Below are 19,596 nucleotides of genomic sequence, written 5' to 3' on the forward strand. Positions count from 1 at the left end.
ACACTGTTAGAATGGGGGCTTATTAAAGGAGCCCCCCACAGTGTTAAAAAAGATCCTGCTATTCTTCGTCGCCCTCGGTCTTATTGGCATCCTCAGTGCGTATCTTATTATCCAATCAGTAAAGTCCGGTCTGCCTCAACTGATCACAGTCAAAGACTATCAACCATTGCTGGTCAGTCAGGTCTATGATCGCAATAATAAAAAAATCGGCGAATTCTTCCGCGAAAGAAGAACTCTCGTCCCTTACGACAAGATTCCAAAAAATCTGATCAATGCCTTCCTGGCGGCCGAAGATGATCAGTTCTTCTCGCATAAAGGGATCAACCCTCAAGCCATCTTCCGTGCGGCCTTGGCAAATCTTCGCGCCGGCCGATCGGTGCAGGGTGGATCCACGATCACTCAACAGGTGGCAAAAACACTGCTGTTGTCCTCAGAAAAAACTCTGACTCGTAAGTTGCGCGATATCCTGCTTGCCATGGAGATGGAACGCAACCTGAGCAAGGAAGACATCCTGTTCTTGTACCTGAATCAGATCTACTTCGGTCAAGGGGCCTACGGTGTCGAGCAGGCTGCTCAGACATACTATCGCAAGCCCGTTTCCAAACTGACCCTTTCGGAAATGGCGATCTTGGCGGGACTTCCCCAGGCGCCATCCCGCTACAGTCCGGTCAGCAATCCCCTTCGCGCCAAAGAACGACAGATCTACGTTTTGCGTCGTATGGCGGATGTGGGATTTGTCAGCAAAGACGAAGCTGAAGCTGCCATCCAAGAACCCGTCAAAGTTTATGTGCGGGAAAATTACGAAGAGTTCGCTCCCTTCTATCTAGAGACTGTGCGCCAGCTGCTGGTGGCTCAACTGGGTGAAGACCTTGTTCTGGATAAAGGCCTTCGCATCTACACAAGCCTTGATCTGACCAAACAAAAGGCGGCTCAAGAGGCTGTTAAAGAAGGTCTGAAATCATTGGACAAGCGTCAGGGCTATCGTGGACCTGTCAAAAACATCTCTGACGCCAGCGACATCGAAGAGTTCCTGAAAGAGACCCAAAAAAAGCTGATCTCTGATTTCACTCCAGAGCGCATTATCATGCCCGATGGAAAGTTTGCTGACATTGTCCCTGTGAAAACGGCTCAGGACATGAAAGAGCATCCACTTCTGCCTCCGTACATCAAGCTGAAAGACACCGTCAGTGGCGTGGTGGAGAAGATCGACGATGCGCAAGGTTTAGTCTATGTTCGCCTGCCGGAAACCATGGGTCTGATTGATATCGAAACGATGACCTGGGCACGCAAGCCGGATTCAGACCAGCGCTGGGATCTGGCCTCTATCAAAAAACCGTCTGAAGCTTTGAAAAAGGGGGATGTGATTCTGGTAAAAGTGGTTGCCGATCAGTTCTCTTCATCCCGTTTGCAGGGGAACTCCAAAAAGAAAGGTGTCACCACAGGCACACCGGATCTTAGCAAGTTCGTGGGACTTGAGCTGGATCAGGAACCTTTGGTGGAAGGCGCTTTGATTTCCTTTGATCAACAAAGCCAGGATGTCCTGGCGATGGTTGGCGGTTCCAACTTCGCCAAAAGTGAATTCAATCGTGCCATTCAGGCCCCTCGTCAAACAGGCTCTGCATTCAAAGCCATCGTCTATGCTTCGGCTTTGGAAAAGGGCTACAATCCGGCGACTCCGGTGATGGATGCACCGATTGTCTATGAAGAAGGTGGCTCCGCAACCGACGATGCCGAAGGTCAGGGCGACTTGAAAGTTTGGAAGCCATCCAATCACTCCAAGAGCTTCGGTGGTGACATTTTGTTCCGCAATGCGCTGGTTAAATCCCTCAATATCCCGACTGTTAAGATCATCGAGGATGTTGGGGTTCCTTGGGCGACGGAGTACGCAAGACGATTGGGCATCTACAGCCCGCTGAATCCGGATTTTACGTTGGCATTGGGTTCCAGCAGCGTGACCTTGTATGAGATGACGAAGGTGTTTTCTGAATTTGGTCGCTTGGGGAAAAGACTGTCTCCGATGCTGATTCACAGAGTGGATGATGCCAACGGAAAAACTCTGCTAAAAACAGTTTCGCTGGATGCCCGATTTGAAAAGGAAATCAAATCCATCGATGACGCTTTCGAAGAGCGCCGCAAAAACTACCTCGAGTCACTGAGCGCCGGAAACAAAGAAGAGGACGCGCAAAAAGATCCAAAGAAAGCCAAGTTGGATGACAGCATCTTCTTCCAGGACCCGGATCAACTGATTCGACCTTCCACAGCTTATGTGATGACGACTCTGTTAAAAGGCGTTGTTGAAGATGCCGGCGGTACAGGTGGTCGGGCTCGCGCCGTCGGTCGCGAGGTCGCTGGTAAGACCGGTTCCACCAACAACTACTTTGACGCGTGGTTTATCGGATACAGTCCTCAGATTTCAACAGGTGTCTGGGTGGGCTTTGACAAAGAAAAGAGTCTTGGCAAAGGCGAGGTTGGCGGACGCTCTGCTTTGCCGATCTGGGTTGACTACATGAAAGCGGCTCACGAAGGACTTCCTCAGATGACTTTCCCCGTGCCCGACGGTATTGTGTTTGCTAATATCGATAGCGAAACTGGCAAGTTGGCTTCGGCCGCTACTAAAAAAATTATTCGTCAGGCATTCGTCGAGGGCACTGAGCCAACAGCTGCCTCCAACAAGGCTGAAGAAGCCACTGACTTTTACAAACAGGATTTCTCTGAATGAAGGATATTCACCTCTGGGGGGTGAAACAAAACAATCTGAAGAACATTGAGGTCAAGATTCCTGTCGGTTCCATGACAGTCATCTGTGGCCCCAGTGGTTCCGGGAAGTCTTCCCTGGCCTTCGAAACACTTTTCGCCGAAGGACAGCGTCGCTTTATCGAAAGCATGTCGAACTATGCCCGACAGTTTTTGAATAAAGCCCCCAAGCCGGATATCGAGGGGATCAACAACATCCCCCCGGCCATTTCCATCGAGCAGAAGAACACGGTGAAAAGCTCCCGCTCCACCGTGGGCACAACGACAGAGATCATTGATTACCTTCGTCTGCTGTACGAAAAGATCGGCAAGTCCTATTGCCCCACTCACCACTGCCCGACTGAAAAAGAAAGTGTCACTGAAGCTACCGACAAAGTTTTGAAAACATTTGCCGGAAAGCGCGGTTATCTGATGGTCGAGATTAATGCGGAAGGGCGTGTGGCAGAAGGCAAAAAACTTCATTCGCTGCTTCTGCAGGACGGTTATCTCCGTATTTATATTCCCAAGGTCACGGAGCCGCCTAAAAAAGCCTCAACGACCAAAGCGGCCGGAAAAAAGAAAGTTGCCAAGAAGGCTTCTAAAAAGATTGAAGCTGAAGATGTTCCGGTCCCAAGCTCATCCAGCGGGACCACGACTGAAGAAATGGGCACCGTCGTGGAAATCGGCGATGCTGCAGCCATCAAAAAGGGCCTGCCAAAGGAAACATTCTATCTGGTGATCGACCGTATGAGCTTCAATGAAGACGAACGAGGTCGAATCGCCGATTCTTTGACTCAAGCCTATGATGCCAGTATCAAATACAATACGAATCTGATTACTCGCAGAGCCACAATCCTGGCCACGGATGGACAACGTCTGCAGGTCAGTGAAGAGGCCTCCTGTCCGGTGTGTGGTTATACTCCGCCGACTCTCAGCTCCAAACTTTTTAGCTTTAATTCTCCGATCGGAGCCTGCCAAACCTGTAAGGGCTTCGGGAACATTCTGGATATTGACGAAGAAAAAGTGATCCCGAATCCTTCCTTAAGTTTGGCACAAGGGGCCCTGAGTCCCTTCTGGATGCCCAGCGCAGCACATGAGAAGAAACAACTTCTGGCATATTGCAAGAAGGCCAAGATTGATCCACACACGCCGTGGAAAGATCTTCCCAAAGATCACCGAGACGTGATCTGGAATGGAAACAAGGACTTCTTCGGAGTGCGCGGTTTGTTCGAGTATTTGGATCAAATCAAATACAAGATGCACGTTCGCGTCTTTATTTCCCGCTTCCGCAGTCCGTTCCAATGCCCCACCTGCAAAGGTGCCAGACTGCGTCCGGAAGCCAATCACGTTTTGATTTCCAATGCGAACATCAATGAACTTTCCAATATGACCATCGAGGACCTTAATGCCTTCTTCCAGAAACTGGAGGTGACTGCTTATCAGCAGGAGGTTGCTGGGGAAATTCTGAAGCAAATTCGCTCGCGTCTGGAATTCCTAATGCGCGTAGGGGTTCACTATCTTTCCTTGGGACGTGAAACCCGCACACTTTCCGGCGGGGAATATCAGCGCCTCATTTTGGCGAATCAGCTGGGCATGGGTCTGTCACAAGCCTTGTATGTGCTGGACGAACCCACGGTGGGCCTGCATCCACGTGATAACGACCGACTGATTTCCATTTTAAAAGACCTCAAAGACCTGGGAAATACCCTTGTGATCGTCGAACATGATCACGACGTTATCAAAGCCAGCGAAAACATCATCGAAATGGGCCCGGGATCGGGTTATCTGGGTGGTGAGGTTGTTTATTCCGGACCGACAGAGCAGTTTTACAACTTTGCAAAATCCAACACGGTTCCTTATTTGAAGCCCTCCAAAGACGCTCAGCCACTGAGGGCGGTTCGTCCCGTGGATGTCGATAACTACAAAGTGAAGATCGAACTGAAAGGCGCCAAGGGTCACAACCTGAAAAATTTGGATGTAGTGATTCCTTTAAATCGATTGGTCACGGTCACCGGTGTCAGCGGCTCTGGAAAATCCACTTTGATCTCTAAAACTCTGTATCCCGCCTTGGCGCGGGCTTTGGACATTGAGTACCTGCCGTCACAGGAATATTCCGGCCTGGATGGCGTGGAGAACATCAAAAACGTTTTGTTGATTGACCAATCGCCGATTGGTAAATCGGCACGCAGTTCACCGATCACATATCTGAAAGCCTTTGATGCCATCCGTTCCATCATGGCAACAACGCAAGAGGCTCAAAGTCGTGGTTATACCGCAGGCACATTCAGCTTGAACGTGGACGGCGGTCGTTGCCCGGCATGTAAGGGTACTGGCTATGAAGAAATCGACATGATGTTCATGGATAACGTGGTTATCCCCTGCGATGTCTGTGATGGTAAAAAGTACCGTCCGGAGATTCTGGAAATTCAGTACAAAAACAAGAATATCCACGAAATACTTTCCATGACCGTGAACGAAGCCATGAATTTCTTTGTGGCGCATCCGAACATTCGCAAACCGTTAAGCGTTCTGAAAGAGGTCGGCCTGGACTATCTGCAACTGGGACAACCGGCCAGCTCTTTGAGTGGTGGAGAATCTCAGCGTCTGAAGATCGCTAAAGAGCTGTCTCAAGTCCAACAGAAGTCCACCTTGTACATTTTGGATGAGCCGACTACAGGCCTGCACTTCCGCGAGGTCGAGCTGCTTATGAAGGTTTTGAGCAAACTGATCGAAACCGGCGGCAGCGTCGTGGTCGTAGAGCATAATTTGGACGTGATCCGCGGGTCTGATTATGTTATTGACCTCGGCCCCGAAGCGGGTAAAAAGGGCGGAAACATCGTAGCAACGGGCACTCCAGACGACATCATGAAGGTGAAAAAGAGTCTGACGGGCCAATACCTCAAACGATACGTTGAAAGCCACAAGAGCTCATAAAACTGGAAAAACATAGATGTTAGTAGCACAAATTAAGAAAATTCTTGGCGAACTGAAACCTCACAAAAGACTTATCTTCATCGTCGCAGTTGCCGGAGTTATTCATGCCGCGGCCTATAGCCAGCTGGCCTACATGATCAAACCGCTTTTTGACAATCTGGCTGGAGCCGAGTTCAACCAGGTGATGCGCCTGGTTCCCTATGCTCTGGGTCTATCCCTGGCGGCAGCCGTGGGACGTTATTTCCATATCTATCTGATGAACTATGTGGCTGAATGCGTGGTCCAGGGCATTCGCCAGAAACTGCAACAGAAGTTCATGCGTCTGAATCTTTCCTTCCATAACAACTTCACCACCGGCTCTGGTGGTTTGATCAGCCGTATCCTGAATGACATCAACGTTATTCAGGATGGTCTGCGCATGGTGGCAGATATCTTCCTGCATCCTCTGCTTTTCGTGGCACTCATTTACAATTTGCTGCGAATTGATTGGAAGCTGACCCTGGCCATTCTGCTCTTGGTTCCCGTCATTGGGGCCTTCTTGAAGAACATTTCCCGCAGCTTGCGCAAGTATGTCCCGATGGGGCAACAGGTGCTGGAGAAAATGACCTCTACGATCAAAGAAAGTCTGGACGGGGTTCGTATCATTCAGTCCTTCAACCTTGAAAGAGTCATGGCCGACCGTCTGACTGATGAATCCAAAGAGTATCTGGCGGCACGTAAACTGGTGCACGCACGCACCGAGGCCATGGGACCTGTCACCGAGCTTTTGGCTTCTGCGATCTTCATGTCCGTTCTTTTATATTCCACTTATGAAGTTTCCCAAGGTCGCGCGACACCGGGAACCTTTGTGGGCTTTATCACCTCGTTATTGATGATCAACCAGCCTATCAAGAAGTTCCAGGAATCCTATCTGCGTATTCAGCAGGTGGTCATCGCTTCTGAGCGCGTATTCAGTATCATTGAATCAGATCAGGAGGTTCCGGAAAGCCAGGCGAACAAACCTTTCCCTTCTCAGTGGGAAAAGCTTGTCTATAAAGATGTGAAGTTTGGCTACGGCAAAGAAATTATCCTAAAAGGTATCAACCTTGAAATCAAACGCGGTGAAGTCATTGCGTTGGTTGGAGCCAGCGGCAGTGGAAAATCCACCATCGTGAATTTACTGGAAAGATTCTTTGATGCCTCCAGCGGAGAAATTCTGATCGACAATACGAATATTCTGGATATCAACCTGAAAGACCTGCGCCGAAATGTTGCATTGGTGACTCAGGATGTTTTCTTGTTCAGCGATACGATTGAAAAGAATATCCAGGCTGGTAACTTTGACCGGTCCCCGGAAGATATTCCACGAATGGCCAAGCTGGCCAATGCCCATGACTTTATCATGAGAACTCCGAATGGCTATCAGACACGTGTGGGTGATCGCGGAAATCTTCTTTCAGGTGGCGAAAAGCAGCGCATCAGTATCGCGCGGGCGATGTTCAAAGACGCACCAATTCTGATTTTGGACGAGGCCACCAGTGCGCTGGACACGGCCAGCGAGATCGAGGTTCAAAAGGGCATTGATCACCTGATGGAAGGTCGCACAGCGATTGTCATTGCTCACAGACTGTCAACCATTCAAAAGGCGGACAAGATCGTTGTTCTGAAAGACGGAAACATCGTGGAGATTGGAAATCATCAAAGCCTGCTGAACCAAGAGGGCGAATACTTCCGCTTCCACAGTTTACAACACACTTAATTCTATGATCTAAATAAAGTATGCCTACTTTATTTGAATCAGAACTTAGCACCGCTTTTCTTAATGCCGGCATTGCCACAGTTATTATGATTGTGGCCCTGTCCCTGATGGGATGGCTCTTCCCCTGGTTGCAACTAAAAGTCATGGCTCTTCGTGATGGTCGCATCCGCCCTCTAAAATTTCACAATTTTGAAATCATCACTGCACAGGCAATGGTGTCGGGCATCTGTGGCCTTCTGAAAGCCCTTCGCGTGGTGGCGACGTTACTGGTACTTTATTTCTATTTCTCTTTGGTTTTGGCTTTCTTCCCGGAAACCCGCTACCTGTCCGAAAATATGCTTCATTATATCCTGACGCCTTTGCGCGAGGTTTTAAAGACCATTCTGGATTATATTCCCAAGGCTTTCTATATCGTCATTATCGTCCTGGTGATGCGCTATATTCTGAAAGTCATCCGCATGTTCTTCCAGCGAATCGAAAGCGGATATCTTAAAATCGAAGGCTTCCATGCTGAATGGGCCAAACCGACATACAAACTGGTCCGACTTCTGGTCTTCGCCTTCACCTTGATCATCATCTTCCCCCACCTGCCAGGCTCGAGTTCGCCAGCCTTCCAAGGGGTTTCAGTCTTTCTGGGGCTGTTGATTTCCCTAGGATCAAGTTCTGCTATTTCTAACATGGTGGCCGGATTGGTTATCACCTACATGCGACCTTTTCAGATCGGGGACCGCGTGAAAGTCGGTGCAACAGTCGGTGATGTTGTAGAAAAGAACCTGCTGGTCACACGCATTCGCACCATCAAAAATGTGGATATCACGATTCCGAACTCCAACATTCTCAGCAGCCATATCATGAACTACAGTGCCGTAGCGGACTCGCAAGGACTTATTCTGAATCCACGCATCACTATTGGATATGACGTCAACTGGCGACAAGTTCATCAGCTGATGCTGGACGCCGCGGCCCGAACCGAAGGTGTGATGAAAGACCCCAAACCATTTATCTTCCAGACCGATCTGGGTAATTCTTATGTGGAATACGAACTCAACGTCTACACCCGCCTTGCGAACAAGTTCGACGATATCTATTCCGATCTTCGCAAAAATTTACAAGACTGCTTTAACGAAGCCAAAGTCGAGATCATGTCCCCGACCTATCATTCGCTTCGCGATGGCAATGAAATGCACATTCCACCGGAATATAAGTCTTAACCTGAGACACTTCTTCCAGCCCAAGGTCCAGGTTTGCTCGGTCTTTAGACAGTCACCCTAAAGTTCGTCTAATTTCTTGACGATAAAAGTATCGATACTTTTGACAGTCACTGAAAGGACGATACTTATGATTAATTGGGATGAGTTTGAACATATACATGTCATCAACAAGCTCAAACAGATTCTCAGCGCGTGGTGGAACATTGACGTGGTTTTCACGGATGAGCGTGGAATGTTGAAAGGCTATGACTCTGATAAAGTCACCTTTAACAATCCTGCAATCACAGCTCTTGTAAGAAAAGAAGCTGGCCAGGCAAGTATTGCAGAACTTGTGACCAAATCCCTGGATGATCTTCGTACTTCCCAGAACAGATTCAGCCTGCGCAAGTGGGATATGGTTGGTTTTGATGTGGGTGTCTTCCCAATCATGATCGACAATGACTGCGTTGGTACGGTTGTGGCGATGGGCTTCTTCCGTGATTCCAACTACACTTCCCGTCTGACAGAAATCCGCGAGCGCCTTGCAGCCTTCGGCCTGTCCGGCGAAGTGATCGAAAAATGTCTGGGCAAACTGAAATTCCTGGATGACCAGGAGCGCGCGCACTTCAACGAACTGTGTGAGCTGGTGGCTCAGGAAATCGTGACTCTTCATCTGGAAATTTCTTCCCGCGAAGACCGCATCAAAGAGTTGAACAAAGAGCTGGGCAACCGCTTCAAGTACGACAACATGATCGGTAAATCCAAACCAATGCAGTCCCTTTATGCTTTGCTTGATAAAATCAAAGGTGCGGATTCCACGGTTTTGGTTCAAGGTGAAAACGGTACCGGTAAGGAATTGATCGCAAAATCAATTCACTACAACTCTCACCGCAAAGACAAACCATTCGTTATTCAGAACTGTTCTGCTTTCAATGACAATCTTTTGGAATCTGAATTGTTCGGTCACGTTAAAGGCTCGTTCACGGGTGCTCTGAAAGACAAAAAAGGTCTTTTCGAAATGGCCGACAAAGGAACTTTCTTCCTGGATGAGATCGGGGACACTTCCCCACAAATGCAGGTTAAACTTCTGCGTGTTCTTCAAGAGGGCACCTTTATGCCTGTGGGTGCGACAGAGTCCCGAAAAGTGGACGTGCGCATCGTGGCGGCGACGAACAGAAACCTGAAAGAGATGGTTGAACAAGGCACCTTCCGTGAAGACTTGTACTATCGCCTGAATGTTATCAACATCCGCGTTCCACCTCTGCGTGAAAGAAAAGAAGACATTCCATTCCTTGTGGACTTCTTCCTGAACAAAATTCACGACCAACAAGGCGGACCAAAACGTCAGATCACAAAACGTGCTTTGGAAAAGCTTTATGATTATCCATGGCCAGGTAACGTTCGTGAGCTGCAGAATGAAATCGAAAGACTCTGTGTTCTTTCCGGTGACGAGACAAAACTGATGGCGGAACTTCTTTCTCCAAAAGTTCTGGAAGCTGGGGAAAAGAACAAAGTTCAAGGTTCCCGCCTGCAGGGTAAGCTGAAGGATGCGTTGGAAGATCTGGAACGCGAAATGATCCGTGAGGGTCTGCGCCGCACAGGCTGGAACAAATCCAAGCTGGCAAAAGAACTGGGTATCAGCCGTGCCGGTCTTATCATGAAGGTCGAAAAATACGGCCTGGATAAGCGTAAACTGGCGCGCTAAAAAGGGCACCGACCCTAAATAAATTACCTAAATGATCGAAACTTAGTGGGCTTTATGAGGAATTCATAAAGCCCATTTTTTATTTGTTTCACCCTCCAAGTTGCTGAAACTATACGATTTTCCCCTAACAGCCTGCTGTTGGCATTGGTCTTGTATTAAAGGGCTCTGTGTAAGGGGTACGTGGTTTTATGCAGACAACATTGGATAGCTCTTTTGTAGAAAGACTAAAGCAGATTCTGGCCAACCGCTATGGGAAGGGTTTACAGATTCGTCAATTGATGGATCTGTCTGACATTTCAGACGCTGACGAGGTATTCACGCGGGGGCGTGATCTTCATATTCCTATTCGGGTGAATGGGAACTTCTTAGGAACAGCTGTGGTGCCATCCGCAGATGATCTCAATAGTGAGAAGCGCTCTGGAGTGGCTCAGTTAGTAAGAATGGTCCTAGAGCCCGCAATGTACAAATGGTATCTGGATCAAAAAGAAGCCAATCTTGAAGAGCTCAACAAGGTCCAGCCGAATCTGGAAAATGTCCGACTCTTTGGTGAATCACTGCCCTCTATTGATGACATTCTTAACGAGGACTCTCCGGCACTGACCGAAAGTCCAGCCAACGAACTGGTTTCTCACCTGATTCATTTTGAAGGTCGCTCTGAAAACAACAACAAGAAGGTCGCGTTGCAACTGCATGAACTGACTGGCCGTTGGGCTTTCGTCCCTTTTAACGACATCAAAGGTCAGCTGCATTCTTCCATGGACATTGCCCGCCTGGGGGGCATGACGATCTTTGTGGAAAATGTTGAAAATCTGAACCCTTCCGAACAAGAGCTGCTGATGGAATACATCAGCGAAGATCACCTGGCCGATGAACCTTTGATTGTGACCAGTTCTCTGAAGAATCTGGACGAACTTGGCTCTGTTTCGACTCTGGACCCAAAGCTTGTGGACGAACTTTCTGTCAACTGCTTCGAAGTGGATCGCGCACCCTTGACCGCTCAAGGCCTGAAAGAGGTGTTGGAGCTTTTCTTCCTGAAAGACTCTCCTACGAACGCTTAATTGCGACGGAGTTTATTCCTTGAAAATACCGTGAGTGTCTGTGAGAATTTTTCTCATGGTCACTCATGATGAATTTTTAGTTCCTTTTCTGACGCAAGCCCTGAAATCCGATAACTACAAGGTGTTTTCCCTTGCCGGTGATGCCTCCAATCGTCGCTACTATCGCGTCGTTCAGGATCATCAATCTTGGGTTCTGATGCGCTGGGAACCGTTTGATCCCAATAACTATCCCTTCCTGAGCGTTCTCAATCACTTTGCAAAAAATGGCGTGCATGTGCCCACGGTTGTTGCCATGTCCCCACAAGAAGGCCTGGTTCTTCTGGAAGATCTAGGGGACCTGACCCTGGAAAGAAAGTTCTGGGAAAGTCAAAGTCAGGAAGCTTCTTTGGAGTTTTATCAGATGGCCATTGATGAAATCGTAAAGATCCATCATCCGGCCACATTGGACAAATCAGAATGCACGGCCTTCAAAATAGAGTTCAACACTGAAAAGTTCCTTTGGGAGATGAACTACGGCAAAGACAATCTGCTTTCCGGCGTTTTAAAGTTTCCATTTGGTGAATCTCTGAACAAAGAAATCACCGATATCTTTGTGGATATTTCCAGCCGCCTGGATAAAGAACCCAAACGCATCGCTCACCGCGATTATCACTCCCGCAATTTGATGATTAAACTGGATCAAATGAGTGTTATCGACTTCCAGGATGCCCGTCTGGGACCGATTCAGTATGATCTGGTCAGTCTGATGCGCGACTCGTATGTCGATATGAATGATTCGATGGCAAAGACTCTGATCAACTACTATCTGGATCGTTCCAAAGAATATCTTCCGAAAGATTTCTCACGCGAACAGTTTGATCATATCTATGAACTGCAATCCATTCAGCGCTGCTTCAAAGCCTGCGGAAGTTTTGCAAGCTTCTATCACCTCAGACAGGATCGCCGCTACCTGAAGTATCTTTCCGGAACCCTTCGACGTGTTCTTAAGGCTATCAACGAGTTCCCGGAATACAAAGTCTTTGCCGATGTGCTGATTGATTCCGGCGCCTTGGAAAGAAAGTACGAAACACTATGAACGTCATGTTACTGGCGGCGGGCGAAGGCACAAGACTTCGCCCCTACACTTCCATTCTGCCCAAACCCGCCATTCCATTTCTGACCATTCCCCTGGCCGCTCATGTTTTGAATTTTCTGGGGGATTTAGAGATCAACAAACTGGTGGTAAACACATTCCACCTGCCACAGGGAATCCACGATCTTTTCCACACTCTGCCGATCAAAGCGCAATCTGTAATCTTTTCTGACGAAGAAGGGTTTATTCTGGGCAATGGCGGGGGACTGGGCAAGGCGGCTTCCCATTTCAGAGGCGGCGGGGCCTTTCTGTTAATGAATGCTGACGAAGTCATCCTTCCAAAAGAAGAAGATGTACTACAGAGGGCCTTGGCTCGTCACAACTCCCAAAAAAATATCGCAACCTTAATCGTCAAAGATCATCCCGGTGTCGGCACCAAGTTTGGTGGCGTTTGGGTGGATGCGAACAATAAGGTTCTGGGATTTGGCAAAACCCCTATTCCAGGATCCGTGCGCGCCTGGCATTTTGTTGGCGTCCAGATTCTGGATGAAAAAATTCTGGAATATATCCCGGCAAATGTTGAATCCAACATTCTGTATGATGCGGTGACTGTTGCAATTTCCCAAGGTCACTCGGTTGAAGCTGTGCCTTTTGAAGGGACCTGGTTTGAAACCGGCAATCCCCAGGACTTTATGGAGGCCACCAAGGCGTGTCTGGAGTTTCTCACGGGTGAAGAGTCTTATCAGAAGAAAGCTCTTCAGCTGGCGCTGAAAAGATATTCCACGGAAAAAACCACAGCGACCCGGAACGTTTCATCTTTGACTCTAGTTGCCAGCACGGCCCAGGTGAAAACTTCCTCCATACAAGGCGTTTTCTGTGCAGGCCCCGGCGCCATTGTCGAAGAGGGTTGCGAGCTGACCAACGTTGTGGTTGGCAAATATGTTCGTGTTCCTGCGGGGACCAAAGCCTCTAATACAATTTTTCTTTAACAAGGATATCAAATGAAACTTGGTCTTGAAGTTCTTCTTGGCAATGCAAAAATGCTTAAAAGTCTGAAGGGAAAACGCGTCGGCTTGGTTTGTCACCCTGCCAGTGTGGATGAAAGTTTGCAGCACAGTCTGGATTTGCTTTCAAAAAAGATCAAACTTTCCTGTGCCTTCGGGCCTCAGCACGGTGTTCGTGGCGACAAACAGGACAATATGATTGAAAGCCCGGACTTTATTGATCCCGTCCATAAGATTCCTGTTTTCAGTTTATATGGTGAAGTGCGCAGACCCACAGCCGAAATGATGTCCCACTTCGATGTTGTTTTGTTTGATCTTCAGGATCTGGGTTGTCGTATTTACACTTTCATCACGACTTTGCTTTATATGATGGAAGAATGTGCAAAGCTTGGCAAAACCGTGATTGTTCTGGATCGCCCCAATCCTGCAGGCCGTCCTGTGGAAGGCTTCCGGATGCTGCCTGGCTGGGAATCTTTTGTCGGGGCCGCTCCGATTCCGATGCGCCACGGTCTGACCGTTGGTGAGCTGGCGTTGTACTTTGCTGACTTCTATCAACTGGATCTGGATCTGCAGATCGTAAAAATGAAAGGCTACTCTCCGGACAAGGGCCCTGGCTTTGGCTGGGATCTAAAGCGTCCATGGGTAAACCCCTCCCCAAATGCGGCTTCCCTCAACATGGCTCGCGCCTACTCGGGGACTGTGCTGATCGAAGGCACCACTTTGTCCGAAGCTCGCGGCACCACCCGTGCGTTGGAAATTATCGGAGCCTCAGATATCGACTTCCACGAAGTGCTGGTACGGATGAAAAAGAAGGCCCCGCAGTGGATGAAAGGTGTGACATTGCGTGAATGTTTCTTTGAACCGACCTTCCACAAACATGTCGGCAAGCTTTGTCACGGTTTCCAGTTCCATACCGATGGCATCAGCTACAAGCATGATCAGTTCAAGCCCTTCCGCCTGACCGCCTTGATGTTGAAAGTGATCCGCGAAATGCATCCGAAATATCCGATCTATCGCGATTTCGCGTATGAATATGTCAAGGACCGTCTGGCCTTTGATGTGATCAACGGTGGCCCCGCTTTGAAAGACTGGATCGAAAATCCCAAGGCGACTCCAAAGGACCTTGATGGGGCTCTGGCTAAAGATGAAAAGTCTTGGGTTAAGGAAAGAAAGAAGTATCTTTTATATTAGAAAAGAAAAAGCCGAGTTCCTTAACTCGGCTTTTTTGTTTCTACTTCTGCAGGGCTAATTCTGCATCCGTAAAGAAGGATTCCTGGCTTTCTTTGACTTTGTATCTTCGAGTCATCATCAGGAAGATACTGTCGGCAGCAACTCCGATGGGTTCGCCGTTATAATTTTTTTGCATACCCGCCAGGTTGGCTGGATCGCGATTGAAGGCACCAGAGCCCCCCAATCCACTGCCGCCCGAGCCGGAAGATGAGCCCATGTCATCAGAAGAGCCCAGGCCCGCGCTGAATCCGCCACCGCCCCCGCCGCCACCTTCATCGTAGCCGTTAGCAGCAGTCATGGCGCCAAGCTTAAGTTTGTCATATTTTTCTTTGGCCTTTTTTTCCACCTGACTCGAAAGCTCCATCAAGCCCGCAATCGCACCTGGGGGAATTCCTGCTGCAGCCATGGCTTCTTTAGAGGCAAAGTCAGACATCTTGTAGGTTTTGTCACCCACCTTTGCGGTCCCTGTCTTGGAATCCAAAACACCCATTTGTTCAAGCTTGGAGATATTTCCTTTGATCGCTGCAAACTGAGGGTCTTTATTCAAGGGATTGTTTGGATCATCCAAGCCATAGGGCTCATTGCTGGAATTTCCAGGCAAGTTCCCAAAACCATCGGTATTAAATCCAGTACCACTGGCCTGGCCGGCAGCTTTGCCGTGAGCACCACCCTGCGCCATGGACAACATCCCCAACATCACCTCAAAAACACCTTTGGCAATTGTGGGATAATTACATCCCGCTGGCGTCGGACAAGGAGCCATACCGGTCTTGATGTCTGTGTAACCCATCGTCAAAAACATCCCGCCCGTCAGATACGACATCGCCTGTCCCATCGAGTTGGAATCAGACGTCTTATCCGCGGAATCATTCACCGAAGGCCCCGAGGGACTCTTGCTGGCGCCGGACTCCACACCTTTATCCCCGGATTCTTTTTTCGTGGTTGTTGTGGCGTCAGCCGTGTATCCAACCACAGGGGCAAAAACCAAAGAGGCTGCGCAAATATATTTAATGCAGTTCTTTTTCACAGCAGTCTCCTTTAGTTATTCAAGAGCGTGTTCTTGTTATCACGATAGCGTTCTCTGACTTTTTCCCAATTGGACTTACCACCTTGACCGGTGACTTCTTTTGTCCAAGCCTGCTGACCCGCCAAGCCCTGTGCTGGGTCTTTGGCGCCACCGGGCAGATACGCACGGTATTTAGAATCAGAAGCAGCACCTCGGTAGCCACCAAAGCCACCGCCTCCGCCACCACCGCCGGAGCCAGAAAGAATGTCTGTGTTCAGACCTTTTTTGGCGGCCTCTTCTTTGCCGCCGCCTCCGCCGCCACCCGAGCCACCGAAGCCGCTCAAGCCGCTGCCACCACCCATGGGTGCACCAATTCCGCCAGAGTCAGAACCACCGCCGGCACCGTTTTCACCCAAAGTACTGCCGTCACCACCAAGCCCCAGTCCACCAAGGCCATCTTTTCCACCAAGAGCCGCAGGATTGACATCCGAACCCGAAGCCGTCAGACGGGAATCACCACTTTCGTTGGCTTTCTGATAGGAGTTCGCACAACCTGGAGTTCTTGGATTCGCTTTACAGATACACTCTGGAAGCTGAGCATTTGCTGGGTCTTCACACTTGTCTTTGGCTGCAGCAGCCACCGTCCCGCCGGTCCCGTTTGTGTCTTCATCACACTTCTGACCTTGTTTAAGTCCGTTGATCATAGAGGCAATACCAGTACCTGCTGAAATGATCATACTGGCATATTCGTAAGTGCAGGCTTTGTTCTTTAGAGCAACAGACTTCTTATCTGCTTCCTGAAAGTCGTGCGGCAACACAGTGCCATCTAAGTATCCTTGAGTAGTGCTGATACTAGCATCCAGCTTGGCGCAGGCAGCTACGATTTTTTGTGCCGTTGGATAGTTAGGGTCCGTTGGCAGCGCGGCCTTCGCAGCCATCAAACTTTCGGAATGACAGTGCAGTGATCCAAACTCAAATTTAGATAGGCGTTTTAGATTATTATAAACTGTCGCACAAGAGGCCTCGCAGGCCGCCCTAGCGCTGGAACAGGCCGCCGTATAGGCGGTTAAAGCCATCTGGCCAAGTTTAGCTATCTTAGCAAAGTTACTACACGCATCCTGGATAGCTGCGCCGGAAATCATACCAACGACAGTATTGATTTGATTTAAACCCTCCTGCAGTTGAGGACTCGTTTTCTCCCGGCACATCCAAGACGCCGTGGATTGAGTCTTGACACAGGTGCCATGGAGTCTCTGGTAGAAGTTGGTAGCTCCGGTAAGATTTTCCAAAGCAGCGGTATTGATAAGATTTGCATTCAAGCTAAGGGCTTCTTTCGCCGCGGTCGCAAGTTGGTCCACATGCCCTTTTAATGTATCGGCCTGTGCAGTATATCCATCATCTTCGGCGCCATTCCGTGCATCTTGAATATCTGACTTAGAGGTTTTGTCAGATTTCTTCAGTTCTGCAGACTTGGTAAGATCTTTATCAGAGGCCTGAGCATAGGTGCCGCCACCAAACAACCCTAGTAATAGAAATGAGGATGCTCCAAAAGCAAAGATCAAATTTCTCATAAATTCCCCTGTCGTATTCTTTTCGGACAAAGGTCGTAGAATCTTAAGTTTTTGGCGAACGTCTCAGACTGAGACAATCAGATGCATTTATCTTAGAACTCGCTGTCATCAGGTGGAGGATTTAACAACGGACCACCGCCGGTGTTTTCTCCCCCAAGCTTCAGATCCTGTGATCGCAAGTAGTTGGAAGAAACCATTTTAACCGCGTAACCCGTACTGCCACCCACGACGCAATTTCCCGTTGTTGGGACCACGCCACCAGAACTATCCGCAGGAACAGGTGCCGCGCACTTACCAAACTTGGACGTATCCAAAGAATAGTCCAACAATCCCTTCGGAGCCCAGCCCGTCAGGACATTCATCCAATCCATGGACATAAAGGTAAACTTATCCTTCACAGGAACAATAAAGCCTGGCTCCTTCAGCACGTTGAACTGACTTATAATGTTGTATTCCTCGAAGTTGTAAGTGCCTCTTTTGTAGTCCTTGTGATAACCAAGATCCGGACGGAAGCTTCCAGTAAAAGTGGACCCTGGTCCCTTCAAATAACCATTTTTGATTTTCTTATAATAGTTATTATAGAAATCCGGCTCGATCGAATAGTAAGTCATATCAAACAGGTCCGGCAGAATCGCGGCAGTTTCAAGATTTCTCATTGCGGACGGAACATCACGCACGGAATCCCAGGACAGCAGATCACCGATTTCATTAATTCTGTTGGGAATATGATCCCAATGGGCAAAGTTCGGAGCACTGTCGCCTTCATAAATGCTGTTACCACCGTATGGATTGGGATCCGAGGACCACTTCGGATCCAGCTTGTAAATGGCTTCGCCATAATAAGCCAGCATTCTGAAAGTCTTTAAACCATACTTATCGCCCGGGAAGCGACTAAAGTTTGCCGCCCGGATGGCATTGTTCGCCGTATCGGTGCTAATAGAAGAAAGCAAAGATGTGTCCGTAACACGCGGTGGAAGAAGAGGGTCTGTTTTTGGACCACCTTCAGAGAAGCCAGAGCCGCGGTTCCAGTTTTGATTGTACCAAGGACCGATTCTGCCACCGAAGGGTTTATAGAACGCTCTGGCTTTCAAAGTGATCGTGCCAAACGGAGAGAAAGGAATTTTCGGGGAAGTTGTGGCGGACACGCCCACATAGGCCATGCACCATGGATTCTTCTCAACTCCAATAGAGAAATTGTAGTTGTCATTCAAATTGCTACGATAGCCGATAAAATTCGCAAGCTCTGTAATAGGACCCTTAAGAGCATTCACACTGTCCAGATGGTAAGGAAAGCTGGAAGCATGGCCGGTCAGCTCCTTGGGATCCGTCTTGATATTGTAACCATCGCACTGGGTATCGGTGTATCTGAATCCCGGATAGATGCGAACAGCACTGAGCCATTTCGCCGGTTGTTCTGGCGCCTGACCCGAGGCATTGCAAGCATCCGTTCCCAAAGAGTTGAAGACCTGCATTTTCGGATTCCCGGCCTTGTTCGGCGGAGTCAGATTATTAAGGAACGTGTTCTCGATACCGACGCTGGCTTTCTGCCCGTCCAAATCATAAAAGTCGTCCTTGGCCATACTTGTCGCACGGGACAAGCTTGCAATCATATTCATGCGATCGCGCTGATCCAGATTGAAGCTGACTATGAATTTTCCCAGCATGAAGTAGTTGTAGGAACCAAACACCCGACAACGTTCTGTGGCGCTGCTTCTCATCACGTCACTGGCATTGCTGATACTTTTGGAAAACGCCTGGTGGAATGCAATCACCGGGACATCCTGCCACAGCATGACCTTTGTGTACGAAGCCATGTAACGACAGGTGTTCTCTCCAGGAGGCATCGGCTTAAAGGGAATATAGGTAATACAAAAAGCTGGAGCTTCCTGAAGATTGCGCGAAACAGAATCCGAGGTACTGACAATATCATCAGTCGGGCCTTGAATTGCTTTCAGGGGCTTTTTGAAAGGATGCCGCTCCCACTCCCCCGCACTTCCGAGCATGCGATAGCGCCACGCCAACAATTTCCAGCTTTGCCGAATTTGATAGTTGATGTGCGCAATCGCGTTCATATTCTCTGCCTGTCTCATGGCTCCATAGTAGGCCGCAAGATCGACAGAGTTCTGCAAGTTGACTTTGTGATGCACAAGAAGTCCGACATTGATCACCATTGCAAAAAACAGGAAAAGAATCTGGAAGATCAATGCAACGAACAGGGCGATCTGACCGCGCCTGTTGTTAAGATTCTGAATAAAAGTACTTCGTGCATTAAACATCTGTGTCTCAACATTGTCGCGTAGGTTGCCGGTTGTGGCAATAACTCGACCTCGAAAACTTTGACTTGTTCTATAGTGA

Annotated in this window: 12 protein-coding genes; 9 read left to right on the plus strand and 3 right to left on the minus strand. The window is 48.8% G+C overall.

Going from position 1 to position 19,596, the window contains the following annotated elements; genetic code table 11:
• The first annotated feature begins 40 nt into the window (after positions 1-40).
• The 9 genes from ACZ5ZZ_RS16835 to ACZ5ZZ_RS16875 all read left to right on the plus strand — a co-directional run bounded on the left by ACZ5ZZ_RS16835 (position 41) and on the right by ACZ5ZZ_RS16875 (position 14,625).
• The gene (locus tag ACZ5ZZ_RS16835; RefSeq protein ID WP_464140544.1) at positions 41-2,719 is read left to right on the plus strand and encodes a penicillin-binding protein 1A; all 2,679 of its coding nucleotides are present in this window, start codon (positions 41-43) and stop codon (positions 2,717-2,719) included.
• The gene (gene uvrA / locus ACZ5ZZ_RS16840) at positions 2,716-5,667 is read left to right on the plus strand and encodes an excinuclease ABC subunit UvrA (RefSeq protein ID WP_464140546.1); all 2,952 of its coding nucleotides are present in this window, start codon (positions 2,716-2,718) and stop codon (positions 5,665-5,667) included. Before ACZ5ZZ_RS16835 ends, uvrA begins: the two co-directional genes overlap by 4 nt.
• Before the next feature lie 16 nt (positions 5,668-5,683).
• A complete protein-coding gene (locus ACZ5ZZ_RS16845; RefSeq protein WP_464140549.1) occupies positions 5,684-7,405 on the plus strand; it encodes an ABC transporter ATP-binding protein in 1,722 nt (573 codons plus the stop codon).
• Between the two features lie 20 nt (positions 7,406-7,425).
• The gene (locus ACZ5ZZ_RS16850) at positions 7,426-8,616 is read left to right on the plus strand and encodes a mechanosensitive ion channel family protein (RefSeq protein WP_464132457.1); all 1,191 of its coding nucleotides are present in this window, start codon (positions 7,426-7,428) and stop codon (positions 8,614-8,616) included.
• A gap of 127 nt (positions 8,617-8,743) precedes the next feature.
• Positions 8,744-10,300, plus strand: coding sequence for a sigma-54 interaction domain-containing protein (locus tag ACZ5ZZ_RS16855; RefSeq protein ID WP_464118898.1), 1,557 nt, complete (start codon positions 8,744-8,746; stop codon positions 10,298-10,300).
• A 188-nt stretch (positions 10,301-10,488) separates the two neighbouring features.
• Positions 10,489-11,358 (plus strand): P-loop NTPase family protein, encoded by an 870-nt coding sequence (locus tag ACZ5ZZ_RS16860; protein WP_464140552.1) that lies wholly within the window; start codon positions 10,489-10,491, stop codon positions 11,356-11,358.
• Between the two features lie 40 nt (positions 11,359-11,398).
• Positions 11,399-12,433 (plus strand): aminoglycoside phosphotransferase family protein, encoded by a 1,035-nt coding sequence (locus tag ACZ5ZZ_RS16865; protein ID WP_464140554.1) that lies wholly within the window; start codon positions 11,399-11,401, stop codon positions 12,431-12,433.
• Positions 12,430-13,419 carry a sugar phosphate nucleotidyltransferase gene (locus ACZ5ZZ_RS16870; RefSeq protein WP_464140556.1) on the plus strand — a complete coding sequence of 330 codons (990 nt, stop codon included), beginning with the start codon at positions 12,430-12,432 and terminating at the stop codon, positions 13,417-13,419. The genes ACZ5ZZ_RS16865 and ACZ5ZZ_RS16870 overlap by 4 nt, the downstream gene beginning before the upstream one ends.
• Positions 13,420-13,431: 12 nt before the next feature.
• Positions 13,432-14,625, plus strand: a complete 1,194-nt coding sequence (locus tag ACZ5ZZ_RS16875; protein WP_464140558.1) for an exo-beta-N-acetylmuramidase NamZ family protein — start codon at positions 13,432-13,434, stop codon at positions 14,623-14,625.
• A gap of 40 nt (positions 14,626-14,665) precedes the next feature.
• On the opposite strand, the gene ACZ5ZZ_RS16880 is transcribed toward ACZ5ZZ_RS16875, so the two are convergent.
• The 3 genes from ACZ5ZZ_RS16880 to ACZ5ZZ_RS16890 all read right to left on the minus strand — a co-directional run bounded on the left by ACZ5ZZ_RS16880 (position 14,666) and on the right by ACZ5ZZ_RS16890 (position 19,517).
• Positions 14,666-15,691 carry a hypothetical protein gene (locus ACZ5ZZ_RS16880; RefSeq protein ID WP_464140561.1) on the minus strand — a complete coding sequence of 342 codons (1,026 nt, stop codon included), beginning with the start codon at positions 15,689-15,691 and terminating at the stop codon, positions 14,666-14,668.
• Positions 15,692-15,702: 11 nt separating this feature from the next.
• Positions 15,703-17,241, minus strand: coding sequence for a hypothetical protein (locus tag ACZ5ZZ_RS16885; RefSeq protein ID WP_464140563.1), 1,539 nt, complete (start codon positions 17,239-17,241; stop codon positions 15,703-15,705).
• A gap of 92 nt (positions 17,242-17,333) precedes the next feature.
• Entirely contained in the window at positions 17,334-19,517 is a 2,184-nt protein-coding gene (locus tag ACZ5ZZ_RS16890; RefSeq protein WP_464140566.1) for a Tad domain-containing protein, read from the minus strand.
• Between the last annotated feature and the right edge of the window lie 79 nt (positions 19,518-19,596).

The sequence above is a fragment of the Bdellovibrio sp. HM001 genome (assembly GCF_055397275.1).